The organism is Afifella aestuarii, assembly GCF_004023665.1.
GTDB lineage: Bacteria > Pseudomonadota > Alphaproteobacteria > Rhizobiales > Afifellaceae > Afifella > Afifella aestuarii.
Map to the genome: position 1 here is coordinate 874,460 of NZ_SAUF01000001.1, position 17,365 is coordinate 891,824.

General features: G+C 64.3%; 19 protein-coding genes, 1 other RNA gene and 1 pseudogene. 14 read left to right on the forward strand and 7 right to left on the reverse strand.

Annotation, left to right across the window (positions count from 1 at the left end; translation table 11 throughout):
* Positions 1-12 precede the first annotated feature (12 nt).
* The 5 genes from EO094_RS04015 to ssrS form a co-directional block, all read right to left on the reverse strand.
* Complete coding sequence (locus EO094_RS04015) at positions 13-906, reverse strand: transglutaminase family protein (RefSeq protein WP_128290995.1); 894 nt, start codon at positions 904-906, stop codon at positions 13-15.
* A 164-nt stretch (positions 907-1,070) separates the two neighbouring features.
* Positions 1,071-1,496: a GFA family protein gene (locus EO094_RS04020; RefSeq protein WP_128290996.1), complete on the reverse strand. Its 426-nt coding sequence runs from the start codon at positions 1,494-1,496 to the stop codon at positions 1,071-1,073.
* A gap of 50 nt (positions 1,497-1,546) precedes the next feature.
* Positions 1,547-2,377: a TIGR00282 family metallophosphoesterase gene (locus tag EO094_RS04025; protein ID WP_128290997.1), complete on the reverse strand. Its 831-nt coding sequence runs from the start codon at positions 2,375-2,377 to the stop codon at positions 1,547-1,549.
* Positions 2,374-2,961, reverse strand: coding sequence for a 5-formyltetrahydrofolate cyclo-ligase (locus tag EO094_RS04030; RefSeq protein WP_128290998.1), 588 nt, complete (start codon positions 2,959-2,961; stop codon positions 2,374-2,376). Before EO094_RS04030 ends, EO094_RS04025 begins: the two co-directional genes overlap by 4 nt.
* Positions 2,962-2,990: 29 nt before the next feature.
* A non-coding RNA gene (gene ssrS, locus EO094_RS04035) (6S RNA) lies at positions 2,991-3,149 on the reverse strand.
* 234 nt (positions 3,150-3,383) lie between these two features.
* On the opposite strand from ssrS, the gene EO094_RS04040 reads away from it, so the two are divergent.
* Together EO094_RS04040 and EO094_RS04045 are read left to right on the forward strand one after the other, a co-directional pair.
* Positions 3,384-3,797, forward strand: a complete 414-nt coding sequence (locus EO094_RS04040; protein WP_128290999.1) for a universal stress protein — start codon at positions 3,384-3,386, stop codon at positions 3,795-3,797.
* A gap of 103 nt (positions 3,798-3,900) precedes the next feature.
* Positions 3,901-5,814 carry a propionyl-CoA synthetase gene (locus EO094_RS04045; protein WP_128291000.1) on the forward strand — a complete coding sequence of 638 codons (1,914 nt, stop codon included), beginning with the start codon at positions 3,901-3,903 and terminating at the stop codon, positions 5,812-5,814.
* 167 nt (positions 5,815-5,981) lie between these two features.
* Here the strand turns inward: EO094_RS04045 and EO094_RS04050 are convergent, their stop codons facing one another.
* On the reverse strand, positions 5,982-7,424 hold the full coding sequence (locus EO094_RS04050; RefSeq protein ID WP_128291001.1) for an MATE family efflux transporter: 1,443 nt from the start codon (positions 7,422-7,424) through the stop codon (positions 5,982-5,984).
* 181 nt (positions 7,425-7,605) lie between these two features.
* Here EO094_RS04050 and EO094_RS04055 point away from each other — a divergent pair, with 181 nt between their 5' ends.
* From EO094_RS04055 to EO094_RS04095, 9 genes and pseudogenes are all read left to right on the forward strand, one after another.
* On the forward strand, positions 7,606-9,420 hold the full coding sequence (locus EO094_RS04055; RefSeq protein ID WP_128291002.1) for a glycoside hydrolase family 15 protein: 1,815 nt from the start codon (positions 7,606-7,608) through the stop codon (positions 9,418-9,420).
* Positions 9,421-9,611: 191 nt separating this feature from the next.
* Positions 9,612-10,421 (forward strand): SDR family oxidoreductase, encoded by an 810-nt coding sequence (locus EO094_RS04060; protein WP_128291003.1) that lies wholly within the window; start codon positions 9,612-9,614, stop codon positions 10,419-10,421.
* Positions 10,422-10,473: 52 nt separating this feature from the next.
* Positions 10,474-11,262 (forward strand): SDR family NAD(P)-dependent oxidoreductase, encoded by a 789-nt coding sequence (locus EO094_RS04065; protein ID WP_128291004.1) that lies wholly within the window; start codon positions 10,474-10,476, stop codon positions 11,260-11,262.
* 38 nt (positions 11,263-11,300) lie between these two features.
* Positions 11,301-11,795: pseudogene (ruvC, locus tag EO094_RS04070) on the forward strand (crossover junction endodeoxyribonuclease RuvC); the annotation flags it as partial.
* A 204-nt stretch (positions 11,796-11,999) separates the two neighbouring features.
* Positions 12,000-12,260, forward strand: a complete 261-nt coding sequence (locus tag EO094_RS04075) for an AbrB/MazE/SpoVT family DNA-binding domain-containing protein (RefSeq protein ID WP_164879551.1) — start codon at positions 12,000-12,002, stop codon at positions 12,258-12,260.
* The gene (locus tag EO094_RS04080; RefSeq protein WP_128291007.1) at positions 12,257-12,673 is read left to right on the forward strand and encodes a type II toxin-antitoxin system VapC family toxin; all 417 of its coding nucleotides are present in this window, start codon (positions 12,257-12,259) and stop codon (positions 12,671-12,673) included. The genes EO094_RS04075 and EO094_RS04080 overlap by 4 nt, the downstream gene beginning before the upstream one ends.
* Entirely contained in the window at positions 12,670-13,296 is a 627-nt protein-coding gene (ruvA, locus tag EO094_RS04085; protein ID WP_128291008.1) for a Holliday junction branch migration protein RuvA, read from the forward strand. Before EO094_RS04080 ends, ruvA begins: the two co-directional genes overlap by 4 nt.
* Complete coding sequence (ruvB, locus tag EO094_RS04090; protein WP_205649814.1) at positions 13,293-14,342, forward strand: Holliday junction branch migration DNA helicase RuvB; 1,050 nt, start codon at positions 13,293-13,295, stop codon at positions 14,340-14,342. Before ruvA ends, ruvB begins: the two co-directional genes overlap by 4 nt.
* Positions 14,326-14,784, forward strand: a complete 459-nt coding sequence (locus tag EO094_RS04095) for a YbgC/FadM family acyl-CoA thioesterase (RefSeq protein ID WP_128291010.1) — start codon at positions 14,326-14,328, stop codon at positions 14,782-14,784. Before ruvB ends, EO094_RS04095 begins: the two co-directional genes overlap by 17 nt.
* A 4-nt stretch (positions 14,785-14,788) precedes the next feature.
* On the opposite strand, the gene EO094_RS18395 is transcribed toward EO094_RS04095, so the two are convergent.
* A complete protein-coding gene (locus EO094_RS18395) occupies positions 14,789-14,926 on the reverse strand; it encodes a hypothetical protein (protein WP_164879552.1) in 138 nt (45 codons plus the stop codon).
* Positions 14,927-15,170: 244 nt separating this feature from the next.
* Here EO094_RS18395 and tolQ point away from each other — a divergent pair, with 244 nt between their 5' ends.
* Genes tolQ through EO094_RS04110 form a run of 3 tightly spaced genes read left to right on the forward strand, consistent with a single transcriptional unit; the run spans position 15,171 to position 17,350 of the window.
* Positions 15,171-15,884 carry a protein TolQ gene (gene tolQ / locus EO094_RS04100; RefSeq protein WP_128291011.1) on the forward strand — a complete coding sequence of 238 codons (714 nt, stop codon included), beginning with the start codon at positions 15,171-15,173 and terminating at the stop codon, positions 15,882-15,884.
* Entirely contained in the window at positions 15,884-16,336 is a 453-nt protein-coding gene (gene tolR, locus EO094_RS04105) for a protein TolR (protein WP_092815545.1), read from the forward strand. Before tolQ ends, tolR begins: the two co-directional genes overlap by 1 nt.
* Positions 16,337-16,339: 3 nt before the next feature.
* A complete protein-coding gene (locus EO094_RS04110) occupies positions 16,340-17,350 on the forward strand; it encodes a cell envelope integrity TolA family protein (RefSeq protein WP_128291012.1) in 1,011 nt (336 codons plus the stop codon).
* Positions 17,351-17,365 lie beyond the last annotated feature (15 nt).

A 17,365-nucleotide genomic window follows, 5' to 3' on the forward strand; every position in this document is an offset into this window, starting at 1 on the left:
TTTAGGCAAACTTCACCCTTCATCCTCACGCTCGACTTTGACCATCACCTCCATGCCGAGATCGTCGTCCGGCATGCCGAGATACGAGCCCGACAGGGGCAGGGCTTCGCTCGGGTCGCGGGCGACGGCGATGCGGATCAAACCTTCATTGCCGAGGATGGCATTGGTCGGGTCGATGTCGATCCAGCCGGCGCCGGGGAGATAGACCTGCACCCAGGCATGGGTGGCGCCGCCGCCATGGATGTCGTGGCTGTCGCGGGCCGGCACGTAGAGATAGCCCGAGACGAAGCGTGCGGGCAGGCCGAGGGCGCGCAAAGCCTCGATCATCAATTCTGTGAAATCGCGACAGGTGCCGCTGCGCAGCGTGAGCGTTTCGGCGGGGTCCTGGATGCCGTGGTCGCGCCGACTATAGGCATGGTCGTGCCGGATCGCGTGGATCATCGCGGTCAGAAGCTCGAAGGTCGGAAGCGGCTCCGACGGGTCGAGGAAGCTTTCCGCCCAGCGCAACAATGTGCCGTCGGGGTCGGGATAGCGGCGGACAAGGAAGGGGCGCAGATCCTCCTTGTCCTCGTCGCTGAGCGAAACCGGCAGGAAGCGCGCCTCCTCGTCGAGATTGATGCCGGCGGGATGCGCGCGGAAATGGGCGACGCGGATGACGCTTTCGAAGACGAGCGACGGGGCGAGGACGGAATTGCTGCCGCCACTGAAGCGTGCGACGCCGACACGGTTGCCGAGCGCATCGTCGTGCCAGCGCAGGCTGACCGGCTCCGGCGTGATGGTGAGCGTGGAGGAGAGGAGATGCTGATCGTGCCCCTCGCGCGGCAGGAACATCATGCGATGCTCCCCGAAGCCGACCCGCTTCCGGTAGCGATAGGTCGTGAGGTGAGTGACTGTATAGATCGGCACGACGCTGCGCTTACCTCTCCTCGGGCGTTCCGGCAGGGTGTTCTGCGGGCGTCCTTCTGGGTGTTCCGGCTTTTGCTCCAACCATCATAGCGCCAAAACGCTTGCGCCGGCGTGGCGATCGCAACGTCCGCCTGCTCAGCCGCGGAATTGCCGGGGATGCGGCGTCAGGGGTGGGGCGCGTCCGGGCGGTGGCGGGTGTCGTCGTCGTATTTCGCCAGAGTGTCGTCGAGATGCAGCCAGAAGAGTTTGGCCGTCACATAGGCGTGGCGGTCCGGCGAGAGGCGGTCGGCCTCGTCGAAGAGCCCGGCATGGATGTAGATCTCGCCGGGCAGGCGAGAATCCAGATAGGTCAAGGGCGTGCCGCAATCGGCGCAGAAGGAGCGGGTGACACCCGGAGAGGATTGCCTGTCTTTCGGGGCGCCGTGCCAGACGACGAGATCGCTCGGAAACCCGGCCCAGACAACGGCGGGCGCGCCGGTCTGACGCCGGCAGTCGCGGCAATGGCACCATGAGACCTGAAGGGGTTCGCTTTTCGCCTCAAAGCGAACGGCGCCGCAAAAGCAGCGCCCGTGCAAAGGCAGGTCGACCATTTTACGCGCCTTTCTCTCGACGACCGGCCCGGGGGGCGGCGAGTGCTCGCTCAGTCTTCGTCGTCCCAGAAGGTCGGTACGGATCGTTCCAGATGCGGCCCGAGCCTCACGGCCGCGACCTTCCTCGCCAGCCCGGTCGTATCATCGACGTCGACGGCGATCCCCGACAAGGTCGCTTCTTCCATGGCAGGCCCGAGACGGCCGGAAGAAATTTTCGTCACAGCGCGGTGCAGAGGTTCGTCTTTCTGCATGCCGATGATGGAATCGTAATCGCCGCACATGCCGATGTCGGTCATCATGGCCGTGCCGCCAGGCTGAATGCGGTAATCGGCGGTCGGAACATGCGTATGCGTGCCGACGACGAGGCTCGCCCGGCCGTCGAGGAAAGCCGCCATGACCTGCTTTTCGCTCGTCGCTTCGGCGTGGAAATCGACGATGATGGCGTCGCAGTCGCGGCCGAGCGGCATCGCAGCGATTTCCCGCTCCACGGCGGCGATCGGGTCATCGAGGGCGGTCATGAAGAGCTGCCCCATGACGTTGATGACGAGGACGCGCGCACCGGAACGGGCCGTATAAATGTTGGCGCCGCGGCCCGGCGTCTGCGGCGGATAGTTGAGCGGACGCAGGAACCGCTCCTGCCGTTCGGCAAAAACGAGTGCTTCCTTCTGATCGAAGGCGTGGTTGCCCGTGGTGATGCAATCGGCGCCCGCGTCGAGAAGCTCCTGAAAGATCTTTTCGGTGATGCCGAAGCCGCCGGCGGAGTTCTCGCCATTCACGACGACGAAATCGAGCTTCCAGCGCTCGACCATGGAGGGGAGGTGATGTCGGACTGCCTTGCGGCCGGAGCGGCCGATAACGTCACCGAGAAACAGGATCCTCACAGGGCCTCCGTGGGCTTGGCGGTGGTGTCGATGAGCTCGTCTTCGGTGGCGATGAGGGGCAGGGGGATATCGTGGTCTTCCATGGGAACAATATCGACCTCCTGACACGAGAAGGCGAGCCCCACAAGACGAGGTGCGTGACCGCGCTCCCGCAGCTCGGCCAATGCAGTGTCGTAATAGCCGCGTCCATAGCCGATCCGCCCGCCGGCGCGATCGAAGGCTGCGAGCGGCGCAACGATCAGATCGGGCATCGCTTCGCCGTGATGGGGCGAGGGATGCCTCGTGCCGAAAGTGCCGGCCTCGAGGCCTTCTTCATCGAGAAAATGGCGGAAGACGAGGCGGTTCTCGACGATTGCCGGCAAAGCCGCTGTGCCCTCCTGTGCCGCGATCAGCGGCAGGAGCGGGCGCGGATCGATCTCGTCGCGGATCGGCCAGAAAAGCGCCACCGTCTCTTCGGGGCGCAAGAGCTTTTCGATGTGGCGGACAGCGTGGGCGGAGCGCAGGCGCCGCTCGCTCTCGCCGAGGGCTGCGCGCCGCAGCAATGCCTGCGTGCGAAGCTTGGCCTTGGCTGAGGAGACGTCCATGAGAAAAATCGACGAGGAAGGGGGTTGAGAGCGCGGCCGCCATGGCCGGTGGAGTGTACGATCCCGGGAAACCTACAAAGTAGGTGGGCGCCGTTTTGGTCAAGCCCACGGGCGAGACCAGGGACAGCTCCCTTCGAGATCGATAAGGCCCCGGGGAATGTGACTCCTGTCGAACCGGGCAGCCGCGCGAAGGCGAGATATAGGGAGAGGCTCAGGCCTCGGCAAACGAAACCTGATGGCGGGGTTTCGATATCCTCCAAAGAAGCTTGCGGCGGAGCGGTCTGAAAAATTGTCCGCGGGAGAGATGCGGGGCCGAGACAGGATGCCGCGCCGGTGTGTGCGTAACGGCGCCTCGTCGAGCCGCGTTTCTTTCTGGCCCACATGACCTAGGCTTAGGGACAGCACGACCAGGGAGGCTTAAGATGTTTCGGACCATTCTCGTGCCTGCGGATCTTGCCCATGCCGACAAGCTCGATCGAGCTCTGGAGGCTGCCGCGGGCCTTGCCAAACAATACGGCTCGCGCCTCATACTGGTGGGTGTCTCGTCTGCCCTTCCCGGCTCTCTTTCACATAATCCGGCAGAGTTCGCCGAAAGACTTAGTGAATTCGCAGCTCGGCAGAGCGATAAGCACGGCGTTACATTTGAAGCCAAGGCGGTGACAAGCCACGATCCGGCGCGAGATCTAGACCAGACGTTGAGCGAGCAGGTTCATGAGACGGGCGCCGATCTCGTCGTCATGGCTTCGCATGTGCCCGGTTTCGCCGAGCACGTTTTCTCTTCGCGTGCCGGCTATCTCGCGACGCATAGCGAGATTTCCGTCTTTGTCGTTCGCTAAGCGGACGGCAATCGGACGAGAGGGTGCGGCAAGGCCGGAGCTACCAGGAGGTGATTGTCGGCCGAGCCAGCGGAATGTACCAATTGACGGGGAGGAAACACATATGACAAGCCGATATCACGAGGTTTACAAGTCCTGGGAAGAGGATCCGGAAGCCTTCTGGGCCAAAGCCGGCGAAGAGATCGACTGGTCGAAGCCGGCCGATAAGATCTTCGATCCCGAGATGGGCATGTATGGGCGCTGGTTTGCCGGTGCCGAAACCAACACCTGTTACAATTGCGTCGACCGGCATGTGGAGCGAGGCCGTCCCGGCCAGCCGGCGATCATCTACGACAGCCCCATCACCGGTGCGAAACGCACGATCACCTATCAGGAGCTCCTCTCCGAGGTGGAGGCTCTCGCCGCTGTGCTGCGCGAGAAGGGCGTCGAGAAGGGCGACCGCGTCATCGTCTACATGCCGATGGTGCCCGAGGCGCTTTTTTCCATGCTCGCCTGCGCCCGGCTCGGAGCCGTACATTCGGTGGTCTTCGGCGGGTTCGCGGCAAACGAGCTTGCGACGCGCGTCAACGATTGCGAGCCGAAGGCGATCATCTCCGCCTCCTGCGGCATCGAGCCGAACCGGGTGGTGAAGTACAAGCCGCTTCTCGACCATGCGCTCGACATTGCCCGCCACCAGCCGGAGTTCTGCCTTGTCGTGCAGCGCGAGCAGGGCCCGTGCGAGCTGACCGAAGGGCGCGACTACGATTACCTGGAGCTCGTCGAGGCGGCCAAGAATGCCGGCACGAAAGTGCCGCCGGTGCCGGTCGCGGCGACCGATCCGCTCTACATCCTCTACACCTCCGGCACGACCGGACGGCCCAAGGGCGTCGTGCGCGACAATGGCGGGCACATGGTGGCGCTGAAATGGTCGATGAAGGCGATCTACGACATCGATCCGGGCGAGGTTTTCTGGGCCGCGTCCGATGTCGGCTGGGTCGTCGGCCATTCCTACATCGTCTACGCGCCGCTTCTGCACGGCTGCACGACGATCGTCTTCGAGGGCAAGCCGGTCGGCACACCCGATGCCGGCGTCTTCTGGCGCGTCATCGAGGAGCATAAGGTGTCCGCGCTCTTCACGGCACCGACGGCCTTCCGCGCGATCAAGAAGGAAGATCCGCAGGGCGAGCATGTCGGCCGCTACGATCTCAGCCAGATGCGCACGCTGTTTCTGGCGGGCGAGCGCGCCGATCCGGATACGATCCGCTGGGCGCAGGACCAGCTCGGCGTGCCGGTGATCGACCATTGGTGGCAGACGGAAACGGCCTGGGCGATCGCCGCCAATCCCGCCGGTCTCGGCCTGTTGCCGGTCAAGTACGGTTCGCCGACGGTCGCCATGCCGGGCTACAAGATCGAGATCCTCGACGATGCCGGCCATCCGGTCGGCGCGAACACGCTCGGCAACATCGTCGTCAAACTGCCGCTGCCGCCGGCGTGCCTGCCCACCTTGTGGAACGCCGATGAGCGCTTCAAGGAGAGCTATCTCCTGGAGTTCCCGGGCTATTACAAGACGGCCGATGCCGGCATGCTCGACGACGAGGGCTATGTCTACGTCATGTCGCGCACCGACGACATCATCAACGTCGCCGGTCATCGCCTGTCGACGGGCGCGATGGAGGAGGTGCTCTCTAACCATCCGGACGTCGCCGAATGCGCCGTCATCGGTGCCGCCGATGCGCTCAAGGGGCAGATGCCGATGGGCTTCGTCGTCCTGAAGGCGGGACGCGACCGCGACCCGATGGAGATCCAGAAGGAATGCATCCGTCTGGTGCGCGAGGAGATCGGACCGGTGGCCGCCTTCAAGACGGTGCATGTCGTGCATCGCCTGCCGAAGACGCGTTCGGGCAAGATCCTTCGTGCCACGATGCGCCATATCGTCGATCACGAGGATTTCCGCATGCCGGCGACGATCGACGATCCGGCGATCCTCGACGAGATCAAGGGCGTCGTGGAACACGTCGATCAGATGCGGGCGAGCTGAGACTTTTCTGGGCCGCCAGGGTTTCGCTGGTGGCCTTGATTGCTTCGCGTGAATGAGGTTGCTGCGGCCGCTTTCGAGCGGCCGCTTTTTTTTCTCGCCCGTTCCCGAACTTCAATCGGCCGCGGGTGAGGGGGATACCGTCACAGATGGCGGTGGCGTGTGTCCCGTTACGCCGGCTCGAAGCGGACGAGGCCGTGGCGTTCGCGGCCCAGATAGCGCGTCGTCAGAAGCACGGCCGCGGCGGCCAGCCCCGAAGCCAGACCCCACCAGACTCCAACGCCGCCCCAGTCCAGGACGAAGCCGAGGACATAGGCGGTCGGCGTGCCGATCACCCAGTAGCTGACGATGGCGATGATCATCGGCATCCGCGTGTCCTTGAGGCCGCGCAGGATGCCGGCTGCCACCGCCTGCAGCGAATCGACGATCTGGAAGACCCCGGCCACCAGGAGCAGCGGTACCGCATAGGCCAGCACCTCGTCGGCATTGACATTGGCGGGGTCGAGATAGAGCCCGATCAGCTCTTCCGGCAGCAGGCGGAAGGTGATCGCGGCGCCGACCGCGATCGCCGCGCCCATCACCAGAGCGACCGTGCCGGCACGCCCGAGCCCGACCTTGTCGGCTCGCCCGAACGCCAGGCCGACGCGTACCGTGGCCGCGCTCGCCAGCCCCAGCGGAATCATGAAGGTGATCGAGGAGATCTGCAGCGCGATCCCGTGGGCGGCGAGCGGCACGGCGCCGAGCCAGCCGATCATCACCGAGGAGGCGGCGAACAGTCCGACTTCGGCGATGATCGTGGCGCCGATCGGCCAGCCCAGCCGCACGATCTCGCGAAAGCCGTACCAGTCGGGGCGCCAGAACCGAACATAGAGTTCATAGCGGCGCAGCCCTTCCGCCTGTGCCGAATAGGCTGCGAGCAGACCCGCCATCAGCAGATTGGACACCAAGGTGGCGATCGCCGCGCCCACCAGGCCGAGCGCGGGGGCGCCGAGATGGCCGAAGATCAGGACGTAGTTCAAAAGCGCATTGGCGAGCGCGCCGACGATGATGACGGCGAGCACCAGATAGGCGCGGCCCACCACCGTCAGATACGAGCGCAGGCCCATGATCAAAAGGCTCGGAAACATCGACCACTGGGCCACATGTATGTAATCGGCCGCCATCGCGGCGAGATCCGGTTCCTGGCCGAAGGCGAGGAGGATCGCCTCGATCTCCCACAGCGGGATCATCATCGCTGCGCCGTAGAGCCCAAGAACCCATAGGCTCATTCGGACCGAGCGGCGCACGCCGCGCAGGTCGCCACGGCCCTCGGCATTGGCGGCGAGCGGCAGCGCGGCCTGGGCGAAGCCGACGCCAAACATGAAGCAGAGGAAGAAGCTCTGGGTGGCAAGCACCGCTGCGGCGAGCTCGCGCGCGCCCAGCCAGCCGATCATCACCGTGTCGGTGACGTTCATCGTAATCTGGGCGAGCTGTGCGCCGATTAGCGGCAAGGCCAGGACGGCGGTTGCGCCGGCATGGCCAAGCCACGACAGTTCGTTGCCGCCGGAGACGGCGGCCGGTACTTCGTATGCCGTCACTTCGCGTGGAGGACGGGTGCGATTCTCGCGTTGCATGTTTCACCACCAGGAGCCTGGGGGAGTACATGGCAAGGGCGATGAAAGCCAACCGGCTTTCGGTTGAGCAGAAAGGCCGTATTCAACCTATCGGTCGGAGAATGTCCGTCTGCACTGGACGGCGAGAGGGCGAGCGCTAGGCTAGTAAGCCGGCTCCTCGACCTTCAAGTATCATCCCCACATGACAGACAACGCGTTCACGCCGATCGAAGATCACGCCATCATCGGCGACATGCAGACGGCGGCGCTCGTCGCGCTCGACGGCACGATCGATTTCTTCTGCTATCCGAATTTCGATTCGCCCACCGTCTTCGCCTCGCTCCTCGACCGGGAGAAGGGCGGGCATTTCAAGCTGCATGCGGCCTGCGACGGGCTTCGCTCGCGCCAGCTCTATCTGCCGGACACCAATATCCTCATCACCCGCTTCCAGGGCGACGAGAGCGTGGCGGAGGTCTCCGACTTCATGCCGCTCGACGGGTCGGGACGGATCGTTCGGCGGGCGAAAGCGATCCAGGGCGATGTCGATTTTGAGCTCTCCTGCGCGCCGCGCTTCGATTATGGGCGCGGCACGACGCATGCTGAGGCGATCCCGTATGGGGTCAAGTTCTCCGATGGGGAAAGACAGCTTTTCCTCTATAGCCGTGTCGAACTCGGCATCTCGGACGGGGCGGCCGAAGCGCGTTTCCGTTTGAAGGAGGGTGAGCACGCCTTCGTCGTGCTTTGTCCCGGCCGCGCCGACGCTCCGCCGATCGATGCCGATTACGTTTCGAGGAGCTTCGTCGAAACGAGCGATTTCTGGCACGGTTGGGTGGCAAAGGGTCACTATCCGTCGCGCTGGCGCGATGTCGTGGTGCGCTCCGGGCTCGTCCTGAAACTCCTCTCCTCGCAGAAACACGGCTCGATCGCGGCGGCGGCCACTTTCGGGCTGCCGGAAGTGCCGGGCAACAGCCGCAACTGGGATTACCGCTATTGCTGGGTCCGCGACGCGGCATTTTCCGTCTACGCGTTCACCCGTCTCGGCCGCTACGAGGAAGCGCATCAGTTTACGACCTTCCTTCTCGGTCTGACCGAGGGGCGCGACGATGGCGAGATGCAGATCATGTACGCCATGGACGGACGCCACGATCTCAATGAGGTTTCGCTCGACCATCTGGAGGGCTGGCAGAATTCGCAGCCCGTGCGGATCGGCAACGCCGCCTACGAGCAATTGCAGCTCGATATCTACGGCGAGCTTTTGGACACGATCTATATCTCGGCGAAATCGCTCGGCCAGCCTTCGATCCGAGCCTGGCGGGAAATCGTCAAGATGCTCGACTGGCTCAAGGAGAACTGGCGTCGGCCGGACGAGGGCATCTGGGAGGTGCGTGGACCGAGGCGGGAATTTCTGTCTTCGCGGCTGATGTCATGGGTGGCCTTCGACCGCGCGGCCCGCATGGCGGTGAAATATTCTCTGGCGGGGCCGGTGGAAGCCTGGCGGGCGGAGCGCGACACCATCTATCGCTCCATCATGGAAGAGTTCTGGGACGAGGAAATCGGCGCCTTCGTGCAGTATATGGGCTCCAAGACGGTGGATGCCTCCGTCCTCTTGATGCCGCTCGTGCGCTTCATCAATCCCCGCGACCGCTACTGGCTGCGAACGATGCGTGCCGTGGAGCAGCGGCTCGTCAAAGACTGCCTCGTCCTGCGCTACGACGACGAGGCGGAGGGCGCCGAGGACGTCGACGGGCTTTCCGGGCGCGAAGGTGCCTTCACCACCTGCGCCTTCTGGTATGTGGAGGCCTTGGCGCGGACGGGCGATCTGCCGCGGGCAAGGCTTTTGTTCGAAAAGCTGCTCTCCTACGCCAACCATGTGGGCCTCTACGCGGAAGAGCTCAGCCCATCCGGGAGGCATCTCGGGAACTTCCCTCAGGCGCTCACGCATCTGTCGCTGATTTCCGCGGCGCACTGGCTCGAGCGGGCGCTCGACGGCGATGAGGGAACCCGGTTCGCAGCCTGACGTTCGCCACCCAAGGGGCGAAGTTTCAATGCAACGCTCCATCGGGAGACGTTCGACGAAGAGACTTTCCAACGGGACGCGGGACGGTTCAGGGTGCCGGCGGCTTCTTATGAGGTGATCCGCCGTAGCGAGAGGCTGCTCGGCCGACACCGCTTGCGTCCTTCCACGCATTCACGATCAGGAGGGGCTCAGTGGCAGCTCAAAACGGACTAAGCCTGGAAGGCCAGAACGCCGTCGTGACAGGGGCAAGCTCAGGAATCGGAGCGGCCGTTGCGGCGGGGTTGGCGAAGGCGGGTGCCGATGTCGTCATCAACTTCCATTCCGACGAGGAAGGGGCGGAAAAGACCCTCTCCGCCGTCGAGCGGGCCGGCAGCCGGGGCGTCATCATCCGCGGCGACGTCGGACGTGAGCGCGATGTCCACAAACTTTTCGATTGCTGCGAAGCGGAGCTCGGTCCGGTCGACATCGTCTTCTCCAACGCTGGCATCCAGCGCGACTGTGCCTTTGGCGAGATGTCGCTCGACGATTGGGAGGCGGTCATCTCCACCAATCTCACTGGGGCCTTCCTGGTCGCCCGTGAGGCCGTCAAACGCTTCCGCAAAAAGGGGTTGCGCGAAGAGGTGAGCCCGGCGCTCGGCAAGATCGTCTTCAATTCCTCCGTCCATGAGCGCATTCCGTGGGCTGGGCGCGTCAATTACGCGGCCTCCAAGGGGGGCGTTTCCCTTCTCATGCAGTCTCTCGCGCAGGAGGTGGGACATGAGAAAATCCGGGTGAATTCGGTGGGCCCCGGTGCCATCGCGACCGACATCAATGCCGATGAGCGCGCCGACAATGCGGATGCGATCCGCAGCCTCATCCCCTATGGGCGGATCGGCGATCCGGAGGATATCGCCCAGGCCGTCGTCTGGCTCGTTTCGGACGCTGCCGATTATGTGCACGGCCATTGTCTGTTTGCCGATGGCGGCATGACGCTTTATCCCGGCTTCATCGGCAACGGCTGAGGCGAGTCGGCCGCTGCCGATGGGCCGGAACGGGCCACAAGGGAAGATGCCAATGTCGCTGGAAAACAAGGTCGCCATCGTGACCGGTGGAGCGAAGGGAATCGGGCGTGCCGTCGCCAAGCGCTTCCTGTCTGAAGGGGCGCGGGTGGTCCTCGCCGATATCGACGACGATGCAGGCAGCGCTTCGGTGGAGGCGCTCGGCGACCTCGGGCCTGTGCGCTTCGTGCATTGCGACGTCGCCGAAAAGCTCTCGGTGCGCAATCTGCTGGCGACGACGGTCGACGCCTATGGGGACATCGACGTCCTCGTCTCCTGTGCCGCGATCGCGCTCAAGGCGGATTTCCTGGCGCTGACGGAGGAGGAGTTCGACCGCGTCCTCAACGTCAATTTGAAGGGAGCGTTTCTCGTCGGCCAGGCCGTCGCCAAGCGCATGGTCAAACAGATCGAAGCGGGCGGCGATCCGGGCGTCATCATCCATATGAGCTCGGTCAATGCCGTCGTCGCGATTCCCGACCAGGTGCCCTACACGGTCTCCAAGGGGGGCGTGAACCAGCTCACCAAGGTGATGGCGCTTGCCCTTGCGCCGCATGGGATCCGCGTCAACGCGATCGGGCCGGGCTCCATCATGACCGACATGCTGGGGCATGTGGCCGACGATGCCGAAGCCCGTCAGCGCATTTTGACGCGCACGCCGCTGCGCCGTATCGGCGAGCCGAGCGAGGTGGCCGCGGTTGCCGCTTTTCTCGCCTCCGACGATGCAAGCTATATGACCGGGCAGACGGTTTATGTCGATGGCGGGCGCCTGCCGCTCAATTTCACGGTTTCGGCCGAGGATGCGTAAGCTGCGCCGTTCCTCCCGGTCTTCGCTATGATCGGCCGATGAAGCAGACGATTCGCATCATCGGCATCGACCCTGGCCTGCGCCGCACCGGTTGGGGTGTCGTCGATATGTCCGGCACACGTCTCGCCTTCGTGGCGGCCGGCACGGTGCGCTCCGACGAAAAAGACGCGCTGTGTGACCGACTGGCGGCGCTCTATGACGGGCTCGTCGCCGTGATTTCCGAACACAGCCCCGGCGAAGCGGCGGTGGAAAACACCTTCGTCAACCGCGATGCGGGCGCCACGCTGAAGCTCGGGCAGGCGCGCGGCATTGCCCTTCTGGCGCCGGCGAAGGCGGGGCTCGAAGTGGCGGAATACGCCCCCAACATGGTGAAGAAGTCGGTCGTGGGCGCCGGCCATGCGCAGAAGGGGCAGATCCGCACGATGGTCTCCATCCTGATGCCGAAGGCGACCTTTGACAGCGACGATGCCGCCGACGCGCTCGCCATCGCCATCTGCCACGCGCATCACCGCGGCAGCGCCGTGGCCCAGGCGGGGGCAAACCCTGCGCTCGAGGCGAAGAGCCGGCGTGGCGGTCGGGGGATCGAGGCGATCAAAGGCTCCCGCACCGCGAACGAACATCTTTCGTCGGACGAACTCATGCGGTTGGTGCGCGGCCGGGGGTGAAGCCCAGGAGAATGCGCCTCGTCGCCTTGCCGACGTTTCTGTAATGTTCTATTCTTACTGCGCGAGGTAAGAGTGCCGAAGAGTTCGACGACCGTGACGACGAAGGGTCAGATCACCATTCCGAAGGGGATCCGTGATCGTCGCGGCATTGCGGTCGGGACGCGCTTTGAGGTGAGCGAACGTGGCGAGGAGATCGTCCTGCGCCGGGCGGGGCCGGCCGCGCCAGACACGGCGGAGGATGCGGAATTCGACGCCTATCTGGAGCGAGCCCGGGGCTCTCTGCGGACCGGCATGAGCACTGACGCCTTCATAAAGCTCCTGCGCGACGAATGAGCGAGACGCTGGTCGACACAAACATCCTGATCGATGTGTTGCAGGAAGACGCGGAATGGGCGGCGTGGTCACAGGCCCAGCTGCGTCAGGGACGGCAGCGGGGCGGGCTCGTCATCAACCCGATCATCTACGCCGAAGTCTCCTGCGGCTACAGCACCCAGCGCCAGGCGGAGCGGGCATTGAGCCCGGCGATCTACCGGCGCGAGGCACTGCCATGGGATGCAGCCTTCGCGGCAGGCCGTGCCTTTCTCGCCTATCGGCGCGCCGGCGGCGCCAGACGTTCGCCACTGCCGGATTTCTATATTGGGGCGCACGCCGATTTCGGGGGGTATTTCCTGCTGACCCGTGATCCGGAGCGCTATCGGCAGTACTTTCCGCTCCTTCAGATCATCTCGCCGGACACCCATCCATGATTGGCAAACTCAAAGGGCGCATCGATTCCTACGGACCCGACTGGGTCATCGTCGATGTCGGCGGCGTCGGCTATGTCGTGCATTGCTCGACGCAGACGCTGCAGGCGCTGCCGTCGCCCGGAGAGGCGGCGACGCTTTCGATCGAGACCTATGTGCGCGAGGACCAGATCCGGCTTTTCGGTTTCTCCTCGGATGTGGAGCGCGAATGGTTCCGGCTGTTGAATTCGGTGCAGGGGGTGGGCACGCGAATGGCGCTCGGCGTGCTCGGCACGCTGCGGCCGGCCGATCTTTCCTCCGCGATCGCGCTGCAGGACAAGGCCATGATCGCGCGTTCGCCCGGCGTCGGGCCGAAGCTTGCCGGGCGCATCTGTTCGGAGCTCAAGGACAAGGCGCCGGCGCTCGGCAGTGGCATCGGTGGCGATCCGTCGCTGTCGCGCCTGCAATCGGATCTCGGCGATCAGGTCGCGCCGCAGCCAATCGCCGATGCGGTTTCCGCCCTCGTCAATCTCGGCTATGCCCAGGCGCAGGCCTCGGCCGCGATCGCCAAAGCGATGCGTGATGCGGGCGAGGGGGCCGAAACCGCGAAATTGATCAGGCTCGGCCTGAAGGAGCTCAGCCAGTGAGCACAGACCGTCTCGTCAGCGCCGATGCGCGCGTCGAGGACAGCGATCCCGACGCCTCGTTCCGGCCGGAGCGGCTTGCCGATTTCGTCGGCCAGGAGAAGGCGCGGGGCAATCTCAAAGTCTTCATCGAGGCGGCGCGGTCGCGCTCGGAGGCGCTCGACCATGTGCTTTTCGTCGGGCCGCCAGGGCTCGGCAAGACGACGCTCGCGCAGATCGTGGCGCGCGAGCTCGGCGTCAATTTCCGTTCCACGTCGGGACCGGTCATCGCCAAAGCGGGCGATCTCGCAGCCCTTCTCACCAATCTCGACGAGCGCGACGTGCTCTTCATCGACGAGATCCACCGCCTCAACCCGGCAGTGGAAGAAATTCTCTATCCGGCGATGGAGGATTTCGAGCTCGATCTCATCATCGGCGAAGGGCCGGCGGCGCGTTCGGTGAAGATCGATCTCGCGCCCTTCACTCTGGTCGGCGCGACCACGCGGCTCGGGCTTTTGACGACGCCGCTCCGAGACCGCTTCGGTATTCCCGTGCGGCTCGATTTCTATACCGAGGCGGAGCTTGAAAAGATCGTGCGCCGGGGGGCGCGCATTCTGGGCGCGCCGATTTCCGATGAAGGGGCGAGCGAGATCGCCCGGCGGGCGCGTGGCACGCCGCGCGTCGCCGGCCGGCTTCTGCGGCGCGTGCGCGATTTCGCGGCTGTGGACGGGGCGGAGCGGATCGAACGCTCTCTAGCCGACAAGGCACTTCTCGCGCTCGAGGTCGATGCCCGCGGGCTCGATCTCCTCGACCGGCGCTATCTTTTCATGATTGCGGAGAATTTCGGCGGCGGGCCGGTAGGGATCGAGACGATTTCGGCGGCGCTGTCGGAGCCGCGCGATGCCATCGAAGACATCGTCGAGCCCTATCTGATCCAGCAGGGGTTTATCCAAAGAACGCCGCGTGGCCGCCTGCTGACGCCGAGAGCCTTCCAGCATCTGGGCCTGGCCGTGCCGACGCAGGACCGGGCCGCGCAGATGGGACTTTTCTTGAATGACGACGACAGCTGACGCGCCCGCCGAACTTTCCGGCCGGCTGACGGCGGATGGGCATATCCTGCATCAACGGGTCTATTTCGAAGACACGGATTTTTCCGGCCTCGTCTATCACGCCCGCTATCTGCATTTTCTGGAGAGGGGGCGCTCGGATTTTCTACGCCTTCTCGGCGTGCATCATCACGTGCTTGCCGCGGACAGCCTTGCCTTTGCCGTGCGGCGGATGACGATCGAGTTCGAAAAGCCGGCGCGTATTGACGATATCGTGACCATTCTCACGAGGCCCGAAAAGGTGGGCGGGGCGCGGGTCACGCTGGCGCAAGAGCTGCGCTGCGGTGACGCCATTCTCGTCAAGGCTGTCGTTGAAGCGGCGCTTCTGACCGGGGAAGGCCGTCCGGCGCGCCTGCCGGTGAAAGTGCGAGAGGCTTTGAGCGCCTCTTTCAAACAAAGCCCGTAAAAATTTACGCGGCCAGTCCTCCGAGAGCGACCAGGAAGACGGAGAGGCCAAGCGCAGAAACGACCAAGGTGTCGGTGAAGCGCGAGTCGGTCTCGGTCGGCTGATTTGCAGTCTGATCAAGGCGGGCGTCAAAGCGCGACATGGGATTCCTCTTGGCCTCAATGGCCTGCTGTTTCGAATTCCAAACGCCTTCCGACTCCAACGGTTCCAATCGTTTATCGTGGATAAGAAAAGTTTGCTGTGAGGACACGCTCCTAACGGTTCGTTAACCGTGATGATCTCTCATCCTTTAGACTGGTTTCATCAGGGCAGGCTCTCTAAGGCCGTGCTTTTGTCACATTCGGCGGTCAAGAGCCGCCAAGATCGAAAAAGAGCGATCTCATTCCATGGATCAAGTTGCCCAGACAGCGCTCGCCGATCCGGCGGGTGGCTTTTCCCTGCTATCTCTATTCTGGCAGGCGCATATCGTCGTGAAGATCGTCATGCTCGGCCTGCTCGGAGCTTCCGTGTGGTGCTGGGCGATCATCATCGACAAGACGCTCCTCTACCGCCGGATGAAGGGTCAGCTCGACAAGTTCGAGGACACGTTCTGGTCGGGACAGTCCCTCGAACAGCTCTACAACCAGGTGTCGGCGCGCGAAGCGCACGGCATGGCGGCGCTTTTCGTCGCCGCGATGAAGGAGTGGAAGCGCACCTATGAGGGGGGCGCGAAATCGCTCGCAGGCCTCGGGCAGCGCATCGACCGGGTGATGGATGTCACGATCGCACGTGAGGTCGACCGGCTCGAACGGCGGCTCCTGGTGCTCGCGACCGTCGGCTCGGCCGGCCCGTTCATCGGCCTCTTCGGCACGGTGTGGGGCATCATGACCTCGTTTCAGGCGATCGCGGCCTCGAAGAACACCAATCTCGCCGTGGTGGCGCCCGGTATTGCCGAAGCGCTTCTTGCGACGGCGTTCGGCCTTTTCGCCGCCATTCCGGCCGTCATGTTCTACAATAAATTCGCCAGCCAGGTTTCCCGGCTCGCCACGCGCATGGAGGGTTTTTCCGACGAATTCGCGGCGATCCTGTCACGCCAGATCGACGAGCGGAGAGCGGCCTGATGGGTGCCGGGATGATCGCACCGAGCAGGGGCGGCAGCAGCCGCCATCGTCTGCGCCGCCGCCATGCGCTGGTGGCGGAGATCAACGTCACGCCGTTCGTCGACGTCATGCTGGTGTTGCTAATCATCTTCATGGTGGCGGCGCCGCTTCTCACCGTCGGCGTGCCGATCGACCTGCCGGAAACGCAGGCGAAGGCGATGGATGCCGACACCGAGCCGTTGACGGTGTCGGTCAATGCCGATGGGTCGATCTATCTGCAGGAGCAGGAGGTGTCGTCCGACAAGCTGGTGGCGACGCTGCAGGCACTTGCGAAAAACGGACTCAACGAGCGCATTTTCGTGCGCGGCGATCGCAATGCCGATTACGGCACGATCATGCGGGTGATGGGCCGTCTCAATGCAGCCGGCTATCGCCGGATCGGTCTCGTCACCCTGCAAGAGACTGATGGGTAAGGAATGCGTGTCGGCCTCGGCGTCTCACTTGCGGCTCACCTGGCGCTGATCTCGCTCGGGCTCTTCGCGTTTCCGGACGCGAAGCCTTTCAGCGTGGATCACACGGAAGCCCTGCCTGTCGATCTCGTGCCGATTTCCGAAGTGACCGATCTTCTTGCCGGCTCCAAGACGGCAAAGCCGAAACCTGACGAAAAGCCTCAGCCCAAGGCGCAAGCCAAGGCGGATCGGCCGGACCCGAAACCGGCGGAAAAGCCGGCGCCGAAGCCTGTTCAATCGGTGAAGGAACCGACGCCGCGGCCGACGCCGAAGGTGGAGGAAAAGCCGAAACCGGAAGAGACCAAGGTCGCCTCTGTGCCGCCGGAACCCGAGCCCGAGCCGGAGCCCGCGCCACGTCCCGATGCGCAGCCGGAGAAGGCGCCAGAAGCGACGCCGCAAGAGGCGGCGCCCGCGCTCGATACCCTGCCGAAGATGCGCCCGACGCCGCCCAAGGACATCAAGCCGCCGAAGCCGGCGGAGACCAAACCCGCACCGGAAAAGCCCGTGCCGGAAAAGCCGAAGGTGACGCAAAAGCCCGAGCCGAAGCGGGATTTCCGGCCTGACGATATCGCGGCACTTCTCGACAAGCGCGATCCGACGGGCGGCGGGGACCCCGATCCCGCTCCCGATCCGCAGACGTTCGGCGCGCGCGAGGGCAAGGCCGAGGCAGCGATGACGCAAAGCGAGATCGAGGCGCTGAAGGCACGGCTTTATCAGTGCTGGAACCCGCCGATCGGCGTGCGCCAGGCGGGCGGGCTTCGGGTGACGGTCGCCATCAGCCTGCAGCCGGACGGAACGCTTGCGGCACCGCCCCGCCCGGTCGGCGGTGGTTTCGACGAGCTTTCCCGCGTGGCGATGGAGAGCGCTATCCGCGCCGTCCACGAATGCGCCCCTTACGACATACTACCGCCAGAGAAATACTCCTTGTGGCGGGATATCGAATTCACCTTCGACCCGAGCGAAATGCTCGGCGGATGAGATTTGACGGAGCTT